This window comes from Xanthobacter autotrophicus, assembly GCF_030015065.1.
In the GTDB taxonomy this organism is placed as follows: Bacteria; Pseudomonadota; Alphaproteobacteria; order Rhizobiales; family Xanthobacteraceae; genus Xanthobacter; species Xanthobacter autotrophicus_D.
On the sequence record NZ_JAIVFN010000037.1, the window covers coordinates 16,790 to 36,145 of the forward strand.

Annotated in this window: 30 protein-coding genes and 1 pseudogene; all 31 read right to left on the reverse strand. The window is 66.6% G+C overall.

Annotated features, from left to right (window positions below; all coding sequences use genetic code 11):
- Nucleotides 1–145: 145 nt before the first annotated feature.
- Nucleotides 146–1,456 carry a replication-associated recombination protein A gene (locus tag K9U40_RS09810; RefSeq protein WP_282890014.1) on the reverse strand — a complete coding sequence of 437 codons (1,311 nt, stop codon included), beginning with the start codon at nt 1,454–1,456 and terminating at the stop codon, nt 146–148.
- An 8-nt stretch (nt 1,457–1,464) separates the two neighbouring features.
- A complete protein-coding gene (locus K9U40_RS09815; RefSeq protein ID WP_282890015.1) occupies nt 1,465–2,925 on the reverse strand; it encodes a Do family serine endopeptidase in 1,461 nt (486 codons plus the stop codon).
- A gap of 145 nt (nt 2,926–3,070) precedes the next feature.
- Nucleotides 3,071–4,063 carry a radical SAM protein gene (locus tag K9U40_RS09820; protein ID WP_282890016.1) on the reverse strand — a complete coding sequence of 331 codons (993 nt, stop codon included), beginning with the start codon at nt 4,061–4,063 and terminating at the stop codon, nt 3,071–3,073.
- Nucleotides 4,064–4,151: 88 nt separating this feature from the next.
- Nucleotides 4,152–4,574: a 50S ribosomal protein L17 gene (gene rplQ, locus K9U40_RS09825; protein ID WP_282890017.1), complete on the reverse strand. Its 423-nt coding sequence runs from the start codon at nt 4,572–4,574 to the stop codon at nt 4,152–4,154.
- Between the two features lie 104 nt (nt 4,575–4,678).
- Complete coding sequence (locus K9U40_RS09830; protein ID WP_282890039.1) at nt 4,679–5,695, reverse strand: DNA-directed RNA polymerase subunit alpha; 1,017 nt, start codon at nt 5,693–5,695, stop codon at nt 4,679–4,681.
- Nucleotides 5,696–5,841: 146 nt separating this feature from the next.
- Entirely contained in the window at nt 5,842–6,231 is a 390-nt protein-coding gene (gene rpsK / locus K9U40_RS09835; protein ID WP_024278463.1) for a 30S ribosomal protein S11, read from the reverse strand.
- Between the two features lie 121 nt (nt 6,232–6,352).
- The gene (rpsM, locus tag K9U40_RS09840) at nt 6,353–6,721 is read right to left on the reverse strand and encodes a 30S ribosomal protein S13 (protein WP_203191877.1); all 369 of its coding nucleotides are present in this window, start codon (nt 6,719–6,721) and stop codon (nt 6,353–6,355) included.
- Nucleotides 6,722–7,021: 300 nt separating this feature from the next.
- A complete protein-coding gene (locus tag K9U40_RS09845) occupies nt 7,022–7,609 on the reverse strand; it encodes an adenylate kinase (RefSeq protein ID WP_282890018.1) in 588 nt (195 codons plus the stop codon).
- Between the two features lies 1 nt (nt 7,610).
- The gene (gene secY / locus K9U40_RS09850) at nt 7,611–8,945 is read right to left on the reverse strand and encodes a preprotein translocase subunit SecY (protein ID WP_282890019.1); all 1,335 of its coding nucleotides are present in this window, start codon (nt 8,943–8,945) and stop codon (nt 7,611–7,613) included.
- 535 nt (nt 8,946–9,480) lie between these two features.
- On the reverse strand, nt 9,481–9,963 hold the full coding sequence (gene rplO, locus K9U40_RS09855) for a 50S ribosomal protein L15 (RefSeq protein ID WP_282890020.1): 483 nt from the start codon (nt 9,961–9,963) through the stop codon (nt 9,481–9,483).
- Between the two features lie 10 nt (nt 9,964–9,973).
- Entirely contained in the window at nt 9,974–10,156 is a 183-nt protein-coding gene (gene rpmD / locus K9U40_RS09860; RefSeq protein ID WP_012116751.1) for a 50S ribosomal protein L30, read from the reverse strand.
- A gap of 24 nt (nt 10,157–10,180) precedes the next feature.
- Nucleotides 10,181–10,738 (reverse strand): 30S ribosomal protein S5, encoded by a 558-nt coding sequence (rpsE, locus tag K9U40_RS09865; protein ID WP_282890021.1) that lies wholly within the window; start codon nt 10,736–10,738, stop codon nt 10,181–10,183.
- A gap of 18 nt (nt 10,739–10,756) precedes the next feature.
- Nucleotides 10,757–11,119, reverse strand: a complete 363-nt coding sequence (gene rplR / locus K9U40_RS09870; RefSeq protein ID WP_282890022.1) for a 50S ribosomal protein L18 — start codon at nt 11,117–11,119, stop codon at nt 10,757–10,759.
- Between the two features lie 12 nt (nt 11,120–11,131).
- Entirely contained in the window at nt 11,132–11,665 is a 534-nt protein-coding gene (gene rplF / locus K9U40_RS09875) for a 50S ribosomal protein L6 (RefSeq protein ID WP_282890023.1), read from the reverse strand.
- Between the two features lie 16 nt (nt 11,666–11,681).
- Entirely contained in the window at nt 11,682–12,080 is a 399-nt protein-coding gene (gene rpsH, locus K9U40_RS09880; protein WP_282890024.1) for a 30S ribosomal protein S8, read from the reverse strand.
- Between the two features lie 10 nt (nt 12,081–12,090).
- Nucleotides 12,091–12,396 carry a 30S ribosomal protein S14 gene (rpsN, locus tag K9U40_RS09885; protein ID WP_282890025.1) on the reverse strand — a complete coding sequence of 102 codons (306 nt, stop codon included), beginning with the start codon at nt 12,394–12,396 and terminating at the stop codon, nt 12,091–12,093.
- A 141-nt stretch (nt 12,397–12,537) separates the two neighbouring features.
- Nucleotides 12,538–13,095 carry a 50S ribosomal protein L5 gene (gene rplE / locus K9U40_RS09890; RefSeq protein WP_282890026.1) on the reverse strand — a complete coding sequence of 186 codons (558 nt, stop codon included), beginning with the start codon at nt 13,093–13,095 and terminating at the stop codon, nt 12,538–12,540.
- A complete protein-coding gene (gene rplX, locus K9U40_RS09895; protein WP_282890027.1) occupies nt 13,088–13,405 on the reverse strand; it encodes a 50S ribosomal protein L24 in 318 nt (105 codons plus the stop codon). The genes rplE and rplX overlap by 8 nt, the downstream gene beginning before the upstream one ends.
- Nucleotides 13,405–13,773 (reverse strand): 50S ribosomal protein L14, encoded by a 369-nt coding sequence (rplN, locus tag K9U40_RS09900; RefSeq protein WP_138398138.1) that lies wholly within the window; start codon nt 13,771–13,773, stop codon nt 13,405–13,407. Before rplN ends, rplX begins: the two co-directional genes overlap by 1 nt.
- A 188-nt stretch (nt 13,774–13,961) precedes the next feature.
- Nucleotides 13,962–14,210, reverse strand: coding sequence for a 30S ribosomal protein S17 (rpsQ, locus tag K9U40_RS09905; RefSeq protein WP_282890028.1), 249 nt, complete (start codon nt 14,208–14,210; stop codon nt 13,962–13,964).
- Between the two features lie 7 nt (nt 14,211–14,217).
- Nucleotides 14,218–14,430: a 50S ribosomal protein L29 gene (rpmC, locus tag K9U40_RS09910; protein WP_282890029.1), complete on the reverse strand. Its 213-nt coding sequence runs from the start codon at nt 14,428–14,430 to the stop codon at nt 14,218–14,220.
- A gap of 10 nt (nt 14,431–14,440) precedes the next feature.
- The gene (rplP, locus tag K9U40_RS09915; protein ID WP_282890030.1) at nt 14,441–14,854 is read right to left on the reverse strand and encodes a 50S ribosomal protein L16; all 414 of its coding nucleotides are present in this window, start codon (nt 14,852–14,854) and stop codon (nt 14,441–14,443) included.
- 29 nt (nt 14,855–14,883) lie between these two features.
- The gene (gene rpsC / locus K9U40_RS09920) at nt 14,884–15,645 is read right to left on the reverse strand and encodes a 30S ribosomal protein S3 (RefSeq protein ID WP_282890031.1); all 762 of its coding nucleotides are present in this window, start codon (nt 15,643–15,645) and stop codon (nt 14,884–14,886) included.
- Entirely contained in the window at nt 15,645–16,025 is a 381-nt protein-coding gene (gene rplV / locus K9U40_RS09925) for a 50S ribosomal protein L22 (protein ID WP_282890032.1), read from the reverse strand. The genes rpsC and rplV overlap by 1 nt, the downstream gene beginning before the upstream one ends.
- Nucleotides 16,026–16,031: 6 nt before the next feature.
- Nucleotides 16,032–16,310, reverse strand: coding sequence for a 30S ribosomal protein S19 (gene rpsS, locus K9U40_RS09930; RefSeq protein ID WP_282890033.1), 279 nt, complete (start codon nt 16,308–16,310; stop codon nt 16,032–16,034).
- An 11-nt stretch (nt 16,311–16,321) separates the two neighbouring features.
- Nucleotides 16,322–17,155: a 50S ribosomal protein L2 gene (gene rplB / locus K9U40_RS09935; protein ID WP_282890034.1), complete on the reverse strand. Its 834-nt coding sequence runs from the start codon at nt 17,153–17,155 to the stop codon at nt 16,322–16,324.
- A gap of 25 nt (nt 17,156–17,180) precedes the next feature.
- The gene (locus tag K9U40_RS09940) at nt 17,181–17,489 is read right to left on the reverse strand and encodes a 50S ribosomal protein L23 (protein ID WP_282641852.1); all 309 of its coding nucleotides are present in this window, start codon (nt 17,487–17,489) and stop codon (nt 17,181–17,183) included.
- Nucleotides 17,486–18,106: a 50S ribosomal protein L4 gene (gene rplD, locus K9U40_RS09945; protein WP_282890035.1), complete on the reverse strand. Its 621-nt coding sequence runs from the start codon at nt 18,104–18,106 to the stop codon at nt 17,486–17,488. Before rplD ends, K9U40_RS09940 begins: the two co-directional genes overlap by 4 nt.
- The gene (rplC, locus tag K9U40_RS09950) at nt 18,106–18,831 is read right to left on the reverse strand and encodes a 50S ribosomal protein L3 (protein ID WP_282890036.1); all 726 of its coding nucleotides are present in this window, start codon (nt 18,829–18,831) and stop codon (nt 18,106–18,108) included. The genes rplD and rplC overlap by 1 nt, the downstream gene beginning before the upstream one ends.
- A gap of 22 nt (nt 18,832–18,853) precedes the next feature.
- Nucleotides 18,854–19,162, reverse strand: a complete 309-nt coding sequence (gene rpsJ, locus K9U40_RS09955) for a 30S ribosomal protein S10 (RefSeq protein ID WP_012113701.1) — start codon at nt 19,160–19,162, stop codon at nt 18,854–18,856.
- A gap of 68 nt (nt 19,163–19,230) precedes the next feature.
- Nucleotides 19,231–19,356: pseudogene (gene tuf / locus K9U40_RS09960) on the reverse strand (elongation factor Tu); the annotation flags it as partial.

Here is a 19,356-nt window from a genome sequence, read left to right on the forward strand (position 1 = left end):
CCCCACGGACGCCCGACGGAACCATGGCTGCTCACCTTCCGTCCGCGGGGGCCTGCGGCCATTGCTCCGGCGACCCGTACGGCACACGGCTTCGCAACGAACTGGCGGCCGCTTCACTCGAAAGCACTTTGGGCTGCCCCCCGGTTCACTTCTCCCCGCGCTCGGCCCGCAGCCGCGCCCAATAGTCCATGCGCTTCCGGATCTCGCGCTCGAAGCCGCGCTCCACCGGGTGGTAGAAGCTCTGCCGGCCGATGGCCTCGGGGAAGTAGTTCTGGCCGGAGAAGGCATCCGGCTCGTCGTGGTCGTAGCGATAGCCGGCGCCGTAACCCTCGCCCTTCATCAACTTGGTGGGGGCGTTCAGGATGTGCTTTGGCGGCATCAGGGAGCCGCCCTCCTTCGCCGCGCGCTTGGCCGCGGAGAACGCCTTGTAGACGGCATTCGACTTGGGCGCGGTGGCCACATAGACCACCGCCTGCGCCAGCGCCAGCTCGCCCTCCGGCGAGCCGAGGAAGTCGAAGGCGTCCTTGGCCGCGTTTGCAACGACGAGCGCCTGCGGATCAGCATTGCCGATGTCCTCGATGGCCATGCGCACGATGCGCCGGGCGAGGAACAAGGGCGCCTCCCCCGCATCCAGCATGCGGGCGAGATAATAGAGCGCCGCATCCGGATCGGAGCCGCGCACCGCCTTGTGCAGGGCGGAGATGAGATTGTAGTGCCCGTCCTCGCTCTTGTCGTAGATGGGCGCGCGCCGCTGGACCACGTCGGCCAGGGCCGCCACGTCGAACACCTCCCCCGCCCGCGCCGCCCGCCACACCTCCTCGGCGAGGGTGAGCGCAGCGCGCCCGTCGCCGTCCGCCATGTTGACCAGGGCGAAGCGGGCCTCCTCGGTGAGCGGCAGGGCCCTGCCCTCCACCTCCTCCGCCCGCGTCAGCAGGCGGGCGATGGCGTCCGGGTCCAGCGCCTTGAACACCAGCACCCGGGCCCGCGACAGCAGTGCGGCGTTCAGCTCGAAGGACGGGTTCTCGGTGGTGGCACCCACCAGGGTGACGGTGCCATCCTCCATCACCGGCAGGAAACTATCCTGCTGGGCGCGGTTGAAGCGGTGGATCTCGTCCACGAACAGGAGCGTGGCCTTGCCCATCTGCCGGCGGGCGCGGGCCTGCTCGAACACCTTCTTGAGGTCGGCGACGCCGGAGAAGATGGCCGAGATCTGCTCGAAATGGAGATCCGTCGCGGTGGCGAGCAGGCGCGCCACCGTGGTCTTGCCGGTACCGGGCGGTCCCCATAGGATGAGGGAGCCCAGCGAGCGCGTCTCCAGCATGCGTGTGAGCACGCCATCCGGCCCCACCAGATGGTCCTGGCCCACCACTTCCGAAAGGCGCGCCGGCCGCAGCCGGTCGGCGAGCGGCCGCGGCACCTCGCTCCCCAGTCCAGCCGCCTCGAACAGATCGACCATGGCGCGCCCTAGCCCGGAAGCAGCGCGGTGATGGTGCGCCCGCCACGTCCAACCGTCACCCGCCACGCCCGCAGCGGCGTGCGGACCATCTGCTCCAGGTCGCGGGTGCGGCCGACCCTGGCGCCGTTCACCTCGACGATCACGTCGCCGGGCTTGAAGCCGGCGGCGGCGGCGGGGGAATTGTCGTCCACGTCGTAGATGACCACGCCGGTGGCGTTGGCGTCCACCTTCAGTTCCTCCGCCACTGCCGGCGACAGATTCACGATCGTGGCGCCGGCGAAGGGCGAGCGGGCGCGCACCTGCACCTCATCGCGCGGCACCGTCTCCGGCGCGCCTTCCAGCACCACGACGACGCTCACCTCCTTGCCGCCGCGGTTGACCGCGAGCGCCGCCCTGCCGCCGATGGGCCGGGTGGCGAAGCGGTAGTTGAGGGATTCCGGATCGTCGATGGCCTGCCCCTCCACCGCGACGATCAGGTCGCCCACCCGCAGGTCCGCCTTGGCGGCCGGGCTCTGCGCCACCACGTCCTGCACCAGCACGCCGGTGGGGCGCGGCAGGCCGAGGCTTTCGGCGATATCCGGCGTCACCCGCTGCAGCCGGGCGCCCAGCCATGGCCGGCGCACCGACTTGGAACCGCCCTTGGCCTGCTCCACCACCACCCGCACCATGTTGACGGGAATGGCGAAGCCGATGCCGATATTGCCGCCGGACCGCGAATAGATGGCGCTGTTGATGCCCACCAGCCGCCCGGCCATGTCCACGAGCGCGCCGCCGGAATTGCCGGGATTGATGGCGGCATCCGTCTGGATGAAGAACTGGTAGTCGGAGACGCCCACCTGTGTGCGCGCCAGCGCCGAGACGATGCCCTGCGTCACCGTCTGGCCGACGCCGAAGGGGTCGCCGATGGCAAGCACCAGGTCGCCCACGGCAAGCTCGTCGGAATTGCCCAGCTCCAGCGAGGCGAAACTCTCCCTGGCCTCGGTCCTGATGCGCAGCACGGCGAGGTCGGTGCGCTGGTCGCGCAGCAGCACCTCGGCCTCGTATTCCCGCTTGTCGTTGAGGGCGATTCGGATCTCGTCCGCCCCCTCGATGACGTGGAAGTTAGTGACCACGATTCCGGTCCCGTCCACGATCACCCCCGAGCCGAGGGAGCGCTGCACCCGCTCCGGCGCGCCGAGGCCGGGACCGCCGGGGCCGCCCGGACCGCCGAAGAAGCGGCGGAAGAAGGGGTCGTCGAAGATGGGGTTGGCCCGCTGCTGGGCGGTCTTCTGCGCATAGACGTTGACGACGGCCGGCGCCGTGCGGGCCACCACGGGCGCGAAGGTCAGCTTCACCTCCGGCGCCGAGGCCGGCACCCGCTGCTGAGGCGCGACCTGCGCCTGCCCGGCGCCGGTACCGACCAAGCCGACGAGGCCCCCGGCCGCGAGCGCGCCGAGCACGAGAAGGCCTGAAGAGATCAGTCTTTTCATTCCATCAACCTGCGATCACCAGAGCTGAATCCGCCTCGGGTCGAAGCCGCCTGAGCGGGGACCCGTCTCCCCACCGAAACGGCGAGGGCTCGACTGCTCCGGCTCCGAGCCTCGGACCCGACGATGCCCGCTATCGCCTTGACCTTCACCGCCCGAGAAGGCGCTGCCAGACGGCGCTTAATCCCGCCGCCAAATGCGGCGGCACCAAGGACGAGCCGCCCGGGAGCGCTTCCGTGACGCGCGCTCCGGTATATTGAGGGTCGGTGTACTTGCGGCAGAAATAAAAGCAATAACCCGAGTTGCAGGGGCTCGGACGCCGCAGCGGCGCGAAGGTGCGGTTCAGGATGTTGCCCTGCATGGCGGTGTCCGAGCCGCAGCGGAAGACATCCCCCTGCGGCTCGATTCGCACGAAGCGGCTCCCGGCCGCGCAGGTCCGGCCGCGAAAGTCGAGCGTATCGGTGAGGAAAGCGTCGTCCTCGAACGGGTCGATGGTCGGCGGCTCGGGCCGCGCCGCGCGCCAGCCGCCATAGGCCGCGCGGGCGAGGCGGCTCATCATCGCGAACGCGGCGCGCTCCGCGGCGTCATAGGCCTGCGGATAGTGACCGCCGCGATAGGAGCCGCGCAGCACCTTGGGAACCGGCACCAGCCCCGGCACGGCCACCAGACCAGCAATCTCCCCGGCGGCGGCAAGCACCTCCGGCGTCGCCACCACGGAGACAAAGACCGGGAAGCCCGCATGGTGCAGCAGCGCCAGATTGCGGTTGAACACATCGAGCCCGCGCCGCCGCGTCCGCTCGTCCGGGTGCAGACCGGCATTGATGAAGCTGACCCGCGCGGGATCAATCCGCCGCACGAAATCCGCAAGCGACTTTTGGGTCAGGTTGCTGTTGAGCGAGATGAAATGGTGCCGGGTGAGCGCGGCGCAGAGATCCACGAAATCGGGATAGGCCGAGGGCTCACCGCCGGTCAGGTGCAGGAGCCAGGTGCGGCCCGTGCCGGAAAAAGCGCCGGCCCATTCGTCCGGGCTGGCGTGGCGCACCGTCTTCTCCCCCAGGACCTGATCGGGGAAGAAGCAGTAGTCGCACCTGTAGTTGCAGGTATTGAGGAGCTGCCAGTCCGCTTCGATATCGTAGCGCATGACCGGCCGCTCCGGAGCCTGGGGACTATTCCCCATGGCACCCATCCGGCGCGGGGCTGGCAAGCACCACGCCGGATCGGGTCTGGCCTCAGGCCGCCTCGGCTTCCGCGGCGGCAGCGGTGCGGGCGTGGTCGGCGGCGCCCTTGGCGTCCACGTCGCGGTCAACGAACTCGATCACCGCAACGGCGGTGTTGTCGCCATAGCGGAAGCCGGCCTTGATGATGCGCGTGTATCCACCCGGACGCTCCTTGTAGCGGGGGGCGAGCACGTCGAAGAGCTTCTTGACCACGGCCTGGTCCTTCAGCTCCGCGATCGCCTGGCGGCGAGCGTGCAGGTCGCCGCGGCGGGCGAGGGTCACCAGCTTCTCCACCACCGGGCGAAGGTCCTTCGCCTTGGGCAGGGTGGTCACGATCTGCTCGTGGGTGATGAGGGCGCCCGCGAGGTTGGAGAACATCGCCTTGCGATGCTCCCAGGTGCGGTTGAACTTGCGGTGTACCTTGCCGTGACGCATGACGGCGAACTCCTGAAAGATGGCGGCGGACGAGCCGGCGACGGGTGGCGCGGCTCGGGCCGCTTAAAGGGTTCGGAGCGGCGCGGGCCGCCCTTCGGTTCGGATCAGTAGTGCTCCTCGAAGCGCTTCGCCAGCTCTTCGATGTTCTCGGGCGGCCAGCCGGGCACTTCCATGCCCAGGTGCAGGCCGAGGGAGGCGAGCACTTCCTTGATCTCGTTGAGCGACTTCCTGCCGAAGTTCGGCGTGCGGAGCATCTCCGTCTCGCTCTTCTGGATCAGGTCGCCGATATAGACGATGTTGTCGTTCTTCAGGCAGTTCGCCGAGCGGACCGACAGCTCCAGCTCGTCCACCTTCTTCAGCAGCGCCGGAGAGAACGGCAGCGTCTGGATCGCGGTGGTCTCGCTCTCGCGCTTGGGCTCCTCGAAATTGACGAAGATCTCCAGCTGGTCCTGCAGGATGCGCGCGGCATAAGCGAGCGCGTCCTCGGCCGTGATCGAGCCGTTGGTCTCGATCTGCATGGTCAGCTTGTCATAGTCGAGGATCTGGCCCTCACGGGTGTTCTCGACCTTGTAGGAAACCTTGCGCACGGGCGAGTAGAGGCTGTCGATCGGAATCAGTCCGATCGGCGCGTCCTCGGGCCGGTTGCGGTCCGCGGCCACATAGCCCTTGCCCGTGTCCACCGTGAACTCGATGCGCAGCTCCGCGCCCTCGTCGAGGGTGCAGATGGGCAGGTTCGGGTTCAGGATGGCCACGTCGCCCACGGTCTGGATGTCACCCGCCACGAGCACGCCCGGGCCGGTCTTCTTCGCCACCATGCGCTTGGGGCCGTCGCCCTGCATGCGGATGGCGACATCCTTCACGTTGAGGATGATGTCGGTGACATCCTCACGCACGCCGGGGATGGACGAGAACTCGTGCAGCACGCCGTCGATGTGGATCGAGGTCACCGCCGCGCCCTGGAGCGACGACAGCAGGATGCGGCGCAGGGCATTGCCCAGCGTCATGCCGAAGCCACGCTCCAGCGGCTCGGCGATCACGGTCGCGAAGCGCTTGGGATCGTGACCGGGATTGACCTGCAGCTTCTCGGGCTTGATCAGCTCTTGCCAGTTCTTCTGAATCACTTGCTTCACCTTGCTTTCTCGCCGGGCCACGGCAGCTGCCGGGGTCTAGTGCCTCAACCGGAGGCCGGGCCCGTCCCGATCGGGGAGGAGAAACCGGGCAGACGATCCGCGAGGATTGGACACCCCGCGGCGAAACGAAGAGCGGATCAGACCCGGCGGCGCTTGCGCGGACGGCAGCCGTTGTGCGGGATCGGCGTCACGTCGCGGATCGAGGTGACGAGAAAGCCCGCCGCCTGCAGCGCGCGCAGCGCGGATTCACGTCCCGAGCCGGGGCCGCAGACTTCCACCTCGAGGGTGCGCATGCCGTGCTCGGCGGCCTTGCGGGCCGCGTCCTCGGCCGCCACCTGCGCGGCATACGGGGTGGACTTGCGCGAGCCCTTGAAACCCATGGCGCCGGCCGAGGACCAGGAGATGGTGTTGCCCTGGGCATCGGTGATGGTGATCATGGTGTTGTTGAACGAGGCGTTCACATGCGCCACGCCCGAGGCGATGTTCTTGCGCTCGCGGCGCTTAACGCGGGTAGCTTCCTTGGCCATTCTACTTCTGATCCTTCAGGCGCGCCCGTAGCTCCAGGCGCTCGGGATGGCCCTTGCGGGGGCCGGACAACGGACGAGGCCGGCAAGGCCGGCCTCTCCTTTCAACGGGTCTTGCGACCGATCACTTCTTCTTGCCCGCGATGGGCTTCGCCGGACCCTTGCGGGTGCGGGCATTGGTGTGGGTGCGCTGGCCGCGCACCGGCAGGCCGCGACGATGGCGCAGGCCGCGATAGCAGCCGAGGTCCATCAGCCGCTTGATGTTCATGGCCACTTCGCGGCGCAGATCGCCTTCCACGATGTAGTCGCGGTCGATGGTCTCGCGGATCTGCAGCACTTCCTGGTCGGTGAGCTGGTTCACGCGGCGCTCGGCGGGAATGCCCACCTTCTCCACGATCTCCTCGGCCTTCTTGGCGCCGATGCCGTGGATGTACTGGAGCGCGATGACCACGCGCTTGTTGGTCGGAATGTTAACGCCTGCGATACGAGCCACTGCTCTCTCCATGTGACGCCGGCGGGCCTTGCGGCGCACGCTGGCGGGATGATCCCCGCGTCCGGTGGAGGCCGGCCCCTGCGAGGAAAAAGGAAACGCACCGGATACGACAAAACTGCCGCCCGTTCCGACCCTTCCGGGCGGACCGAACGGCACCAATTCCGAAGCGAGGGAGTGCCCATAGCGGAAAATTAAAGAAGGGTCAAGGCAGATGAGTTCTTCACCGCCTCCCCAACGCATGAAGCTGCTCCGCCGCTTCCGGAGAGGGAAGGTGGCCTCCGAAGGAGCCGCCCCCGGCCCTCACGCCGCTTCGGCCAGCACCCCGTCGATGGCGGCGGTGACCTGATCGATGGGCGCCATGCCGTCGATCTGCTTCAGCTGGCCCCGTGCGCTGTAGTAGGGCGCAACCACCGCTGTGTCGCGGTTGTAGGCCTCCAGACGACTCTTGAAGACCACAGGATCATCATCCTTGCGCACCGCTTCACCCTTCGCCTGGGCCTCGGCGGCGCGGTTGAGAATGCGGGCGACCAGCTTCTCCTGGTCCACCACCAGCTCGATCACCGCATCGAGCTTCATGCCCTTGTCAGCGAGGAGGCGGTCAAGGGCCTCGGCCTGCGCCACCGTGCGCGGAAAGCCGTCGAGGATGAAGCCGTTCTTCGCGTCCGGCGAATCGAGACGCTCGGCAATGATGCCGATCACGATCTCGTCGGAGACGAGGCCGCCCGCGTCCATGACCGCCTTCGCCTTCAGGCCCACCGGCGTGCCAGCGGCCACGGCGGCGCGCAGCATGTCCCCGGTCGAGAGCTGGACGATCCCATGACGGGCGACCAGCCTTTGCGCCTGGGTTCCCTTGCCCGCCCCGGGCGGCCCGAGCAGCACCAGCCTCATGTTATCTTCTCCTCCCTCCGCGCAGCTTGGCCTTCTTGACCAGTCCTTCGTACTGGTGGGCCAACAGATGCCCCTGGATCTGGGACACAGTGTCCATGGTCACGCTGACCACGATCAGCAGCGATGTCCCTCCGAAATAGAACGGAAGCGAGGCGTAGGAAATCAGCAGTTCGGGGAAGAGGCAAACCGCCGCAATGTAGGCCGCCCCCACCACCGTGATGCGCGTGAGCACATAATCGATGTACTCGGCGGTCCGCTCGCCCGGCCGGATGCCGGGGATGAAGCCGCCGTGCTTCTTCAGATTGTCCGCCGTCTCCACCGGATTGAACACGATCGCGGTGTAGAAGAAGCAGAAAAACACGATCAGCAGCACATAGAGCACCATGTACGCCGGACGACCGTGGCCGATATGGGTCGTGATCGTCTGCAGCCATTCCGGGCCCGAACCCTGCATGAAGCTGGCGATGGTGGTCGGGATCAGCAGCAGGGAAGAGGCGAAGATCGGCGGGATGACGCCCGAGGTGTTCAGCTTCAGCGGCAGGTGCGAGGACTGGCCCTCATAGATGCGGTTGCCCACCTGGCGCTTGGGATACTGGATCAGCAGCCGGCGCTGGGCGCGCTCCATGAACACGATGAAGGCGATGACCACCACCGCCATGACCAGCGCGGCGAGAATCACCACCGTGGAGATGGCGCCCTCGCGGCCGAGCTGGAGGGTGCGCACGAACGCGCCCGGCAGTTCCGCGACGATGCCGCCGAAGATGATCAGCGAGGTGCCGTTGCCGATGCCGCGCGAGGTGATCTGCTCGCCCAGCCACATGAGGAACATGGTGCCGCCGGTGAGCGTGATCACGGTGGTGATTCGGAAGAACCAGCCGGGATCGGCCACCACGCTGCCGGAACCTTCCAGGCCCACAGCGATGCCGTAGGCCTGGAACACGGCCAGGACCACGGTGAGGTAGCGGGTATATTGGTTGAGCTGCTTGCGGCCGGCCTCGCCTTCCTTCTTCAGCGCCTCCAGCGTCGGCGAGACGCTGGTGAGCAGCTGGATGATGATGGAGGCCGAGATGTACGGCATGATGTTCAGGGCGAAGATGGCCATGCGCTCCACGGCGCCGCCCGAGAACATGTTGAAGAGGCCGATGATCCCCTGCTGCGCGTTCTTGAACACGTCGGCCAGGGCGTCCGGATTGATGCCGGGCATGGGGATGTAGGTGCCGAGCCGGTAGACGATCAGCGCACCGAGGGTGAACCAGATGCGCTTCTTCAGCTCCTCGGCCTTGCCGAGGGCACCGAAATTGAGGTTCGCCGCGAGTTGTTCCGCCGCCGAGACCATGCCTTGCTCCGCTGGACGCCGCCCGTTTTGGGGCAGCCCTTATATGAGGGCGCGATTCGCGGGTGCCTAGTGCGCGGATCCGGTCAAAGCGGATCGACAGGCGTTTTCTTGCCGATGGTTCGGGACCTCAACCGCGGCCGAGCCAGGACGCATCCGCGTCCACCCCGCCCCGGGCCGAAGGTCCTTCCCGCATCCGGCGGCACCGGAGCATCGCCCGGAAATGCAGATACCCGGCCTTGGGCCGGGTTGCTAGAGCGCGATCCGAGCAAATTGAAACAATTTGCCCGGTGAATCGCCCTCTAAATTCAAGAAAGAGAACGCGTTGTCCGATCAGCTTGCGATGCAAGCCGATCGGCGCGTGCTCTAGAGCCGGATCGTCAGGTTGAGACAACCTGCAGGCAAATCCGTCCCGAAACGCGAAATCGCGGGAGCACCGAGGCGAGACGACGCACCCGGATCCTCAAGCGAAAAAACGGCCGGGCGCGCCCGGCCGCTCTATTCAAACCGACGCGGCCGGACCATGCCGGCCGCCGGATCACTCCGCCTCGGCAGCGGCCGGAGCCGCCAGAACCGTCACGGAGCCGCCGGCCTTCTCCACCGCGGCGACGGCGGACTTGGTGGCATAGGCCACTTCCAGCGTCACCTTGGCGGACAGTTCGCCCGAGCCGAGCACACGGACGCCGTCCTTGGCCCGGCGCAGCACGCCGGCCGCGACCAGCGCCGCCTCGGTCACCGGCTGGCCGGCATCGAGCCTGCCGGCCTCGACGGCCGCCTGGATCTTGCCCAGGGAGACCTCGTTGTAGTCGAGGCGGAAGATGTTGTGGAAGCCACGCTTCGGCAGACGCCGATGCAGCGGCATCTGGCCACCCTCGAACCCCTTGATGGCGACGCCGGTGCGGGCCTTCTGACCCTTGACGCCGCGCCCGGCGGTCTTGCCCTTGCCGGAGCCAATGCCCCGGCCAACCCGCATGCGCTTCTTGCGGGCGCCGGGATTGTCCCTGATTTCGTCGAGATTCATGTCCCGCTCCTCACTCGACCACGCGGACGAGGTGGGCGACCTTCGCGATCATGCCGCGCACGGCCGGGGTATCCTTGAGGGTGGAGCGGCGGTGCCGCTTGTTCAGCCCGAGCCCGACCAGGGTTGCTTCCTGGTCGAACGGGCGGCGGATCGGCGAGCCGATCTGCTCCACGGTGACTGTCTTGTCGCTCATGATGGCGCGCTCCTAATCCGACGCTCAGTCCGTCGCTTCCGCGTCTTCGACGCGGCGGCGGGACTGGAGCTGCGACACCTTGATGCCGCGACGGGCCGCGACCGAGCGCGGGCTGTCCTGGTTCTTGAGGGCGTCGAACGTGGCGCGCACCATGTTGTAGGGGTTGGAAGACCCGAAGGACTTCGCCACCACATCGTGCATGCCGAGGGTCTCGAACACCGCGCGCATCGGGCCACCGGCGATGATGCCGGTACCCGCCGGGGCGGCGCGCAGGATCACCTTGCCGGCGCCGTGGTGACCATGCACGTCGTGGTGCAGGGTCCGACCTTCGCGCAGCGGCACGCGGATGAGCGCACGCTTGGCGCTCTCCGTGGCCTTGCGGATGGCCTCCGGCACCTCGCGGGCCTTGCCATGGCCGAAGCCGACGCGGCCCTTCTGGTCACCCACCACCACCAGAGCGGCGAAGCCGAAGCGCCGGCCGCCCTTCACCACCTTCGCGACACGGTTGATGTGGACCAGCTTGTCCACGAACGTGTTGTCGCGATCCTCGCGCTCTCCGCGCTGCTCCCGTTCACGGGCCATAGTCGCTCGTCCTTCGCGTCAGAACTGAAGGCCGCCTTCGCGGGCGCCCTCAGCGAGCGCCTTGACGCGCCCGTGAAAAATATATGCGCCACGGTCGAAGACGACCGCGGTCACGCCCTTCGCCAGCGCCCGCTCGGCCACCAGCTTGCCAATGGTCTTGGCCGCCTCGGTGTCCGCACCGGTCTTGAGGGACCCGCGCAGGTCCTTCTCAAGGCTGGACGCGGCGGCGAGGGTCTCGCCGTTCGCGTCGTCGATGACCTGCGCATAGATGTGCTGCGAGGTCCGGTGCACCGAAAGGCGCGGACGTCCGTTCGCAGCGACGCGAATCGCACGGCGCACCTTGGCCTTGCGGCGCGCCAGCGCCTCCAAATCCTTAGCCATGGTTCGCCTCCGTTACTTCTTCTTACCTTCCTTGCGGAAGATGAATTCACCGGCGTACTTGACGCCCTTGCCCTTGTAGGGCTCGGGGCCACGGAACTCGCGGATCTCCGCCGCCACCTGGCCGACCTTCTGGCGGTCGATGCCGGAGATGACCACCTCGGTGGGCTTGGGCGTGACGATCTGGATCCCGTCCGGGATCGGGTAGATCACGTCGTGGCTGTAGCCCAGCGACAGGTTCAGGTTCTTGCCCTGCACCGCCGCCTTGTAGCCGACGCCCGTGATCTCGAGCTTCTTCTCGAAGCCCTTGGTCACGCCTTCCACCAGGTTCGCCACCAGGGTGCGGGACATGCCCCACATGGCCTTGTGACGGGTGGTCTCACCGTTCATGGACACCTTGAGCTCGGAGCCTTCGATCTTGGCCACGATCTCTTCCACGAGGGTCACTTCAAGGGCGCCCTTGGGGCCCTTCACCTTCACCGTCTGTCCGTCCAGGCTGGCGGTCACGCCAGCGGGGATGGCGACGGGCAGCTTGCCGATCTTCGACATGTCGTCCTCCGTCGCGTCAGAACACGGTGAAGAGCACTTCGCCGCCGACGTTCTTGTCGCGGGCGTCGTGATCCGCCATCACGCCCTGGGGCGTGGAGACGACCGCGATGCCGAGACCGTTGGCGACTCGGGGCAGGTTCTTGACCGACGCATACACGCGCCGGCCGGGCTTCGACACGCGGGCGATCTCGCGGATCACCGGCACGCCGTCGAAATACTTGAGCTCGATCTCGAACTCGGTGCGGCCATTGCCGTGGTCGGTCTGGGTGTAGCCGCGGATGTAGCCCTCGGTGCGCAACACCTCGAGCACGCTCGCACGCAGGCGGGAGCCGGGCGTGGAGGTCTTGTCCTTGCGGCGCATCTGGGCGTTGCGGATGCGGGTGATCAGATCGCCGATGGGATCAGTGACAGCCATCGTTCCCTCCTCACCAGCTCGACTTCACGAGGCCAGGAACCATGCCCTGGTTGCCCAGCTCGCGCAGCGCCACGCGGCTCATCTTGAGCTTGCGGTAGAAGGCGCGCGGACGGCCCGTCACCTCGCAGCGGTTGCGGATGCGAATCTTCGCGCCGTTGCGCGGCATCTCCGCCAGCTTGAGGGTCGCCTGGAAGCGCTCCTCGATGGGCAGGGTCTTGTCATTCACGATCGCCTTCAGACGCGCGCGCTTCGCCGCATGGCCCGTGGCCAGCTTGCGGCGGCGCTCGTTCGTCTCGATCGCGCTCTTCTTCGCCATCTCTTGCTCCTGTTCTCCGCGTCTGAGGAGGCTGAAGCCCCTCACGGCCGGAAAATCACTCGGTCTCTCAGGCTCTGGCCTTCCACCGCGGGGGAGAAAGGCCCGGACGCTCCGCTCGCGCGAAGCGCCCCTTCTAGTCGATCACTGGCGGAAGGGGAAGTTGAACGCCTTCAGCAGGGCGCGGGCTTCCTCGTCCGTCTTGGCGCTGGTGCACACGATGATGTCCATGCCCCAGATCTGCTCGACGCGGTCGTAATTGATCTCGGGGAACACGATGTGCTCCTTGATGCCCATGGCATAGTTGCCACGGCCGTCGAAGCTCTTCGGGTTCAGGCCGCGGAAGTCCCGCACGCGGGGCAGCGCCATCGTCACGAGCCGGTCGAGGAACTCATACATGCGGACCTTGCGAAGGGTGACCTTCGCGCCCACAGGCTGGTTCTCGCGCAGCTTGAAGTTCGAGATCGCCTTGCGGGCCCGGGTGAGCACCGGCTTCTGGCCGGCGATCTGCGCCAGGTCGGCGGCGGCGGTCGTCGCCTTCTTGGTGTCGGCAGTCGCCTCGCCAACGCCCATGTTGATGACGATCTTCTCGATCGTCGGCACTTCCATGGGGTTCTTGTAGCCGAACTGCTCGATCATCTTCGGCCGCACCACCTCGTCATAGTAGGTGCGCAGCTTCGGGGTGTAAGTCGCCTCAGCCATCGATCCTCTCCCCGGAACGCTTGGCCACGCGGACCTTGGTCCCGTCTTCCAGCACCTGGAAGCCGACGCGGGTCGGCTTGCCGTCCTTGGGGTCGGCGACGGCGACGTTCGACAGCTGGATGGGAGCCTCCTTGGAGATGATCCCGCCCTCCTGGTTCGCCGTCTGGCGCTGGTGACGCTTCACGATATTGACGCCGCGGACGAGCGCGCGCTCCTCCTTCGGCATCACCTGGAGAACCTCGCCGGTGCGGCCCTTGTCGCGGCCGGTGAGGACGACGACCTTGTCGCCCTTCTTGATCTTCGCGGCCATCACAGCACCTCCGGCGCCAGCGAGATGATCTTCATGTGGTTCTTCGAGCGCAGCTCGCGCGGAACCGGTCCGAAGATACGGGTCCCAACCGGCTCCTTGTTGTTGTTGATCAGCACGGCCGCGTTGCGGTCGAAGCGGATCACCGAGCCGTCGACGCGACGAATGTCCTTGGCGGTGCGAACCACCACGGCCTTCATCACGTCGCCCTTCTTCACGCGGCCACGCGGGATCGCTTCCTTGACCGACACCACGATGATGTCGCCCACATGGGCGTACTTCCGCTTGGAGCCGCCAAGCACCTTGATGCACATGACGCGACGCGCGCCGGAATTGTCCGCCACGTCGAGATTGGTCTGCATCTGGATCATGACGCACCTGTTCTCGTCATACGGCGCCGCCGGCGCGCCGGCATTGCCTGAACCCTTGTTTACCGTGGCCGCTCATCGGAACACGGCGTTGCCGCGGTGCGGTCTCCACTCGGTCTCTCATCGAGCCGACGGACCCGGCACCGGAGCCTTCCCCGTCCGGACGATCCATCCGGACGGAAAATCTTCTATCAGACCTCGGCCCGCTTTTCGCCCTGGACCACGATCCAGTTCTTGAGCTTGGAGATCGGCCGATGCTCCTCGATCCACACCGTATCCCCCACCTTCCAGGCATTGGCCTCGTCGTGGGCGTGATACTTCTTGGACCGGCGCACGGTCTTCTTCAGCAGCGGATGGGTGAAGCGACGCTCCACCCGGACCACCACGGTCTTGTCGGTCTTGTCGCTCACCACGACGCCCTGGAGCACGCGCTTCGGCATCGCTTCCTCACTTCGCCTTCTGGACCGGCACGCCGGTCCGCTTGTCGGTCTGCACGGTCTTGATCCGCGCGATGTCGCGGCGGATCTGCTTGGACCGCGCGGTGTTCTCCAGCTGACCCGTCGCCTTCTGGAAGCGCAGGTTGAACTGTTCCTTCTTCAGCTTCAGCAGCTCATCGGCGAGCTGATCGGGGCTGAGGGCCCGAACGTCCTCGGCTTTCATGAGCCTCTCCTCACTCGGCGATGCGCTGGATGAAGCGCGTCTTGATGGGCAGCTTGGCCGCCGCGAGGGTCAGCGCCTCGCGGGCCACCTCGACGCTCACCCCGTCGATCTCGAACATGATGCGCCCGGGCTTGACGCGGGCGGCCCAGTATTCGGGAGCGCCCTTGCCCTTACCCATACGCACTTCGGTGGGCTTGGCGGACACGGGCACATCCGGGAACACCCGGATCCACACGCGGCCGGCGCGCTTCATGTGACGGGTCAGCGCGCGACGGGCCGCCTCGATCTGGCGGGCGGTGACACGCTCCGGCTCGACGGCCTTGAGGCCGAACTCGCCGAAGTTCAATTCCGTGCCGCCCTTGGCGACGCCGTGGATGCGTCCCTTGAACTGCTTGCGGAACTTGGTGCGCTTGGGTTGCAGCATGGCTTAATCGCCTTCTCTCTCGGCTGCCGTCAGGCGTGACCGCGATCGCGGTCGCCGCGGTCACGATCACCACGCTCACGATCACCACGCTCGCGCCGCTGGGGACGCGAGGAGGGACCGGCTTCCTGCTCGGCCTGGCGCTTGTCCTGCGCCATGGGATCGTGCTCCAGGATCTCGCCCTTGAAGATCCACACCTTCACGCCGCACGTCCCGTAGGTCGTGAAGGCGGTGGCGGTGCCGTAGTCCACGTCCGCACGCAGGGTGTGCAGCGGCACGCGGCCTTCACGGTACCATTCGAGGCGCGCGATCTCGGCGCCGCCGAGACGGCCCGAGCAATTGATACGGATGCCTTCGGCACCCAGACGCATGGCCGACTGTACCGCGCGCTTCATGGCCCGGCGGAACGCCACGCGGCGCTCAAGCTGCTGGGCGATGGATTCGGCGACGAGACGGGCGTCGATCTCGGGCTTGCGGATCTCGACGATGTTGATGAAGACTTCCGAGCTGGTCATCTCGGAAACCTTCTTGCGCAGCTTGTCGATGTCCGCGCCCTTCTTGCCGATGACCACGCCCGGACGCGCCGAGTAGATGGTCACGCGGCACTTCTTGTGCGGACGCTCGATCACCACCTTGGACACCGCGGCCTGCTTGAGCTGCTTCATCAGCATCTCGCGGATCCGGATGTCCTCGTGCAGGAGCTTGCCGTACTCGCCCTTGTTGGCGAACCAGCGCGAGTCCCACGTGCGGTTGATGCCGAGCCGGAGCCCGACCGGATTGACCTTCTGACCCATCAGGCCCGCTCCTCGACTTCCCGCACCACGATGGTGATGTGGGAGAAGGGCTTCTCGATGCGCGAGGCGCGACCGCGCGCCCGCGGCGAGAACCGCTTCATCACCAGACCCTTGCCCACGTGCGCCTCAGCGACGATCAGATCGTCCACGTCGAGCTCGTGGTTGTTCTCGGCATTGGCGATCGCGCTCTCGAGGCACTTCTTCACGTCGCGGGCGATCCGCTTGTGAGAAAACTCGAGATCGGCGAGCGCCGTGGCTACCTTCTTGCCGCGGATCAGGCCCGCGACCAGGTTCAGCTTCTGCGGCGAGATGCGCAGATTGCGCGCCACCGCCTTGGCTTCGTTGTCCGCGAGCGCGCGGGGCTTTGCCTGCTTACCCATGACCAATCACCGCCGCTTCGACTTCTTGTCGGCCGCGTGCCCGTAATAGGTACGGGTCGGCGCGAACTCGCCGAACTTGTGGCCGATCATTTCCTCGGAGACGCTCACGGGCACGTGCTTCTGCCCGTTATAGACGCCGAAGGTTAAGCCCACGAATTGGGGCAGAATGGTGGAGCGCCGGCTCCAGATCTTGATGACGTCCCGGCGACCCGAACCCGAAGCGGCCTCCGCCTTCTTCAGGATGTAGCCGTCGACGAACGGGCCCTTCCAAACAGACCGAGTCATGTCTCAGGCCCTCACTTCTTGCGCTTGTGGCGGCTGGACACGATGAACTTGTCCGTCGCCTTGTTGTTGCGGGTCTTCTTGCCCTTGGTGGGGAAGCCCCAGGGGGTGACCGGGTTACGGCCGCCGGAGGTGCGGCCTTCGCCGCCGCCGTGCGGGTGGTCCACCGGGTTCATGGTCACGCCGCGGTTATGCGGACGCTGGCCCAGCCACCGGCTGCGCCCGGCCTTGCCGAGCGAGATGTTCATGTGATCGGGGTTGGAGACCGCGCCCACGGTGGCATAGCAGCCGCCGTGCACGAGCCGCTGCTCGCCCGAATTGAGACGCACGATCACGTAGCCCTGGTCGCGGCCGACGATCTGCGCGTAGGTGCCGGCGGAGCGGGCGATCTGGCCGCCCTTCCCGATCTTCAGCTCCACATTGTGGACGATGGTGCCCACCGGCAGCGAGGACAAGGGACCGGCATTGCCGGGCTTCACGTCCACCTGCTCGCCGGCGATCACCTGGTCGCCCACCGCCAGGCGCTGCGGCGCCAGGATGTACGCCAGCTCGCCATCCTCATACTTGATGAGGGCGATGAAGGAGGTGCGGTTCGGATCGTACTCCAGCCGCTCCACCACGGCGGGAACACCGCGCTTGGTGCGCTTGAAGTCCACGAGGCGGTAGGTCTGCTTGTGACCGCCGCCGCGGAACCGCACGGTCACGCGACCGTTGTTGTTGCGCCCGCCCGAGGAGCTCTTGCCCTCGGTCAGGGTCTTCACCGGCTTGCCCTTGTAGAGGCCGGAGCGGTCCACGATCACGAGCTGGCGAAGGCTCGGCGTGACCGGCTTGAAATGCTTCAGCGCCATGGTCTTGTCCCGTTCCCCTCAGCTCTCAGAGGCCCGTGGTGATGTCGATCTTCTGGCCCTCTTCGAGGGTCACGACAGCCTTCTTGACGTCGCTCTGGACGCCCTTCCGGCCGCGGAAGATCTTCACCTTGCCCTTGCGGACCAGCGTATTCACGCTCTTCACCTTCACGTCGAAGAGCTTCTCCACGGCCTCCTTGATGGCAGGCTTCGTGGCGGTCTTGGCGACGTTGAAGACAACCTTGTTGTGCTCGCTCGCCGCCGTCGCCTTCTCGGTGATGACGGGGGAACGGATCACGTCGTAATGACGCGGCTCGATGGTGCGTTGCGGGCTCATTTGAAGCGCGCCTCCAGCGCGTCCACGGCGGCCTTGGTCAGGACCAGGGTGTCGCGGCGCAGGATGTCGTAGACGTTGATGCCCTGGATCGGGAGCACGTCCACATAGGGCAGGTTGCGCGCCGCGAGCGCCACATTCTGCTCCACCTGGGCACCGTCCACGATCAGGACCGATTCGAGACCCAGCTTGGCGAAGTGCTCCTTGAGCGCCTTCGTCTTGGGATCGTCAAGGGAGACCTTGTCGAGCACGATGATCTGCTCGGCCTTGGCCTTCGACGACAGGGCATGCCTCAGCGCGAGCGCACGCACCTTCTTCGGCAGGTCGATGGCATGGGAGCGCACGACCGGGCCGAAGGCGCGACCACCGCCGCGGAACTGCGGAGCGGAGGCGGCGCCGTGACGGGCGTTGCCGGTGCCCTTCTGCTTGTACATCTTCTTGGACGTGCGGTTGATTTCCGAACGGCCCTTGGTGCGGTGCGTGCCGGCCTGGCGGCGCGACAGCTGCCACGTCACGCAGCGGTGCAGGATGTCCGCCCGCGGCTCGAGACCGAAGATCTCGTCCGACAGGGTCACGGAGCCGGCCTCGATGCCGTCGAGCGTCTTGACGGTGATTTCCATCACGCGCCCTCCTCATTGACGGCTTCGGCGGCGGGAGCCGCTTCGGACCCGTTCAGCTTGAACGCGCCGGGCTTGGGAGCCTCGGCAGGCAGCTTCTTCTTCACCGCGTCGCGCACGGTGATCCAGCCGCCCGCATGGCCGGGAACGGCGCCTTCCACGGCGATAAGGCCGCGCTCGACGTCGGTCATGACGACCTTGAGGTTCTGGGTGGTGACGGTGACGTCACCCATGTGGCCCGGCATCTTCTTGTTCTTGAAGGTCTTGCCCGGGTCCTGACGGCCGCCGGTCGAACCGATCGAACGATGCGAGATGGACACGCCGTGGGTGGCGCGCAGACCACCGAAATTGTGGCGCTTCATGCCGCCGGCGAAGCCCTTGCCGATGGTGGTGCCGGTGACGTCCACATACTGGCCCACGACGAAGTGGTCAGCCGTGATCTCGGCGCCGACGGGGATCAGCGCCTCTTCCGGCACGCGGAATTCCGCAAGCTTGCGCTTGGGCTCCACCTGGGCGATGGCGAAGTGGCCGCGCTCGGCGCGGGTCACGTTCTTGGGCTTGCGACGGCCAGCACCGAGCTGGACCGCGACATAACCGTTCTTGTCGAGCGTACGGTGGGCAACCACCTGGCAGCTCTCAACTTTCAGCACAGTGACCGGCACGTGCTCACCGGCATCGGTGAAGATGCGGGTCATGCCGACCTTCTGGGCGATGACGCCTGACCGCATGGTCGTGTCTCCTCGCCTCACGTCAGAGCTTGATTTCGACGTCAACGCCAGCGGCGAGGTCGAGCTTCATCAGCGCGTCCACCGTCTGGGGAGTCGGATCGACGATATCAAGCAGCCGCTTGTGAGTACGCATCTCAAACTGCTCGCGCGACTTCTTGTCGATGTGCGGAGAGCGATTGACGGTGAACTTCTCGATCCGCGTCGGCAGCGGAATCGGGCCGCGCACCTGCGCACCCGTGCGCTTGGCCGTGGCGACGATCTCGCGCGTCGACGCATCGAGGATGCGGTGATCGAACGCCTTCAGGCGAATTCGAATGTTCTGGCCGTTCATGGCTCAAAGGCTCCGGGGAATGAAGGACGCGCGCGGTTCGCGGCGCGTCCCCGTTTCTTCTTGTCAGATCACTCGATGATGGAGGCGACGACGCCGGCGCCCACCGTGCGGCCACCCTCGCGGATGGCGAAGCGCAGCTTCTCTTCCATGGCGATCGGAACGATCAGCGCCACGTCCATGGACACGTTGTCGCC

Bases quoted from the DNA above. Each gene is read 5' to 3' on its own strand.
- K9U40_RS09810 (WP_282890014.1), bottom strand. From the start codon at position 1,456: ATGGTCGATCTGTTCGAGGCGGCTGGACTGGGGAGCGAGGTGCCGCGG.
- K9U40_RS09815 (WP_282890015.1), bottom strand. From the start codon at position 2,925: ATGAAAAGACTGATCTCTTCAGGCCTTCTCGTGCTCGGCGCGCTCGCG.
- K9U40_RS09820 (WP_282890016.1), bottom strand. From the start codon at position 4,063: ATGCGCTACGATATCGAAGCGGACTGGCAGCTCCTCAATACCTGCAAC.
- rplQ (WP_282890017.1), bottom strand. From the start codon at position 4,574: ATGCGTCACGGCAAGGTACACCGCAAGTTCAACCGCACCTGGGAGCAT.
- rpsK (WP_024278463.1), bottom strand. From the start codon at position 6,231: ATGGCCAAGGAAGCTACCCGCGTTAAGCGCCGCGAGCGCAAGAACATC.
- K9U40_RS09845 (WP_282890018.1), bottom strand. From the start codon at position 7,609: ATGAGGCTGGTGCTGCTCGGGCCGCCCGGGGCGGGCAAGGGAACCCAG.
- secY (WP_282890019.1), bottom strand. From the start codon at position 8,945: ATGGTCTCGGCGGCGGAACAACTCGCGGCGAACCTCAATTTCGGTGCC.
- rplO (WP_282890020.1), bottom strand. From the start codon at position 9,963: ATGAATCTCGACGAAATCAGGGACAATCCCGGCGCCCGCAAGAAGCGC.
- rpmD (WP_012116751.1), bottom strand. From the start codon at position 10,156: ATGAGCGACAAGACAGTCACCGTGGAGCAGATCGGCTCGCCGATCCGC.
- rpsE (WP_282890021.1), bottom strand. From the start codon at position 10,738: ATGGCCCGTGAACGGGAGCAGCGCGGAGAGCGCGAGGATCGCGACAAC.
- rplR (WP_282890022.1), bottom strand. From the start codon at position 11,119: ATGGCTAAGGATTTGGAGGCGCTGGCGCGCCGCAAGGCCAAGGTGCGC.
- rplF (WP_282890023.1), bottom strand. From the start codon at position 11,665: ATGTCGAAGATCGGCAAGCTGCCCGTCGCCATCCCCGCTGGCGTGACC.
- rpsH (WP_282890024.1), bottom strand. From the start codon at position 12,080: ATGGCTGTCACTGATCCCATCGGCGATCTGATCACCCGCATCCGCAAC.
- rpsN (WP_282890025.1), bottom strand. From the start codon at position 12,396: ATGGCGAAGAAGAGCGCGATCGAGACGAACGAGCGCCGCCGCAAGCTG.
- rplE (WP_282890026.1), bottom strand. From the start codon at position 13,095: ATGGCTGAGGCGACTTACACCCCGAAGCTGCGCACCTACTATGACGAG.
- rplX (WP_282890027.1), bottom strand. From the start codon at position 13,405: ATGGCCGCGAAGATCAAGAAGGGCGACAAGGTCGTCGTCCTCACCGGC.
- rplN (WP_138398138.1), bottom strand. From the start codon at position 13,773: ATGATCCAGATGCAGACCAATCTCGACGTGGCGGACAATTCCGGCGCG.
- rpsQ (WP_282890028.1), bottom strand. From the start codon at position 14,210: ATGCCGAAGCGCGTGCTCCAGGGCGTCGTGGTGAGCGACAAGACCGAC.
- rpmC (WP_282890029.1), bottom strand. From the start codon at position 14,430: ATGAAAGCCGAGGACGTTCGGGCCCTCAGCCCCGATCAGCTCGCCGAT.
- rplP (WP_282890030.1), bottom strand. From the start codon at position 14,854: ATGCTGCAACCCAAGCGCACCAAGTTCCGCAAGCAGTTCAAGGGACGC.
- rpsC (WP_282890031.1), bottom strand. From the start codon at position 15,645: ATGGGTCAGAAGGTCAATCCGGTCGGGCTCCGGCTCGGCATCAACCGC.
- rplV (WP_282890032.1), bottom strand. From the start codon at position 16,025: ATGGGTAAGCAGGCAAAGCCCCGCGCGCTCGCGGACAACGAAGCCAAG.
- rpsS (WP_282890033.1), bottom strand. From the start codon at position 16,310: ATGACTCGGTCTGTTTGGAAGGGCCCGTTCGTCGACGGCTACATCCTG.
- rplB (WP_282890034.1), bottom strand. From the start codon at position 17,155: ATGGCGCTGAAGCATTTCAAGCCGGTCACGCCGAGCCTTCGCCAGCTC.
- K9U40_RS09940 (WP_282641852.1), bottom strand. From the start codon at position 17,489: ATGAGCCCGCAACGCACCATCGAGCCGCGTCATTACGACGTGATCCGT.
- rplD (WP_282890035.1), bottom strand. From the start codon at position 18,106: ATGGAAATCACCGTCAAGACGCTCGACGGCATCGAGGCCGGCTCCGTG.
- rplC (WP_282890036.1), bottom strand. From the start codon at position 18,831: ATGCGGTCAGGCGTCATCGCCCAGAAGGTCGGCATGACCCGCATCTTC.
- rpsJ (WP_012113701.1), bottom strand. From the start codon at position 19,162: ATGAACGGCCAGAACATTCGAATTCGCCTGAAGGCGTTCGATCACCGC.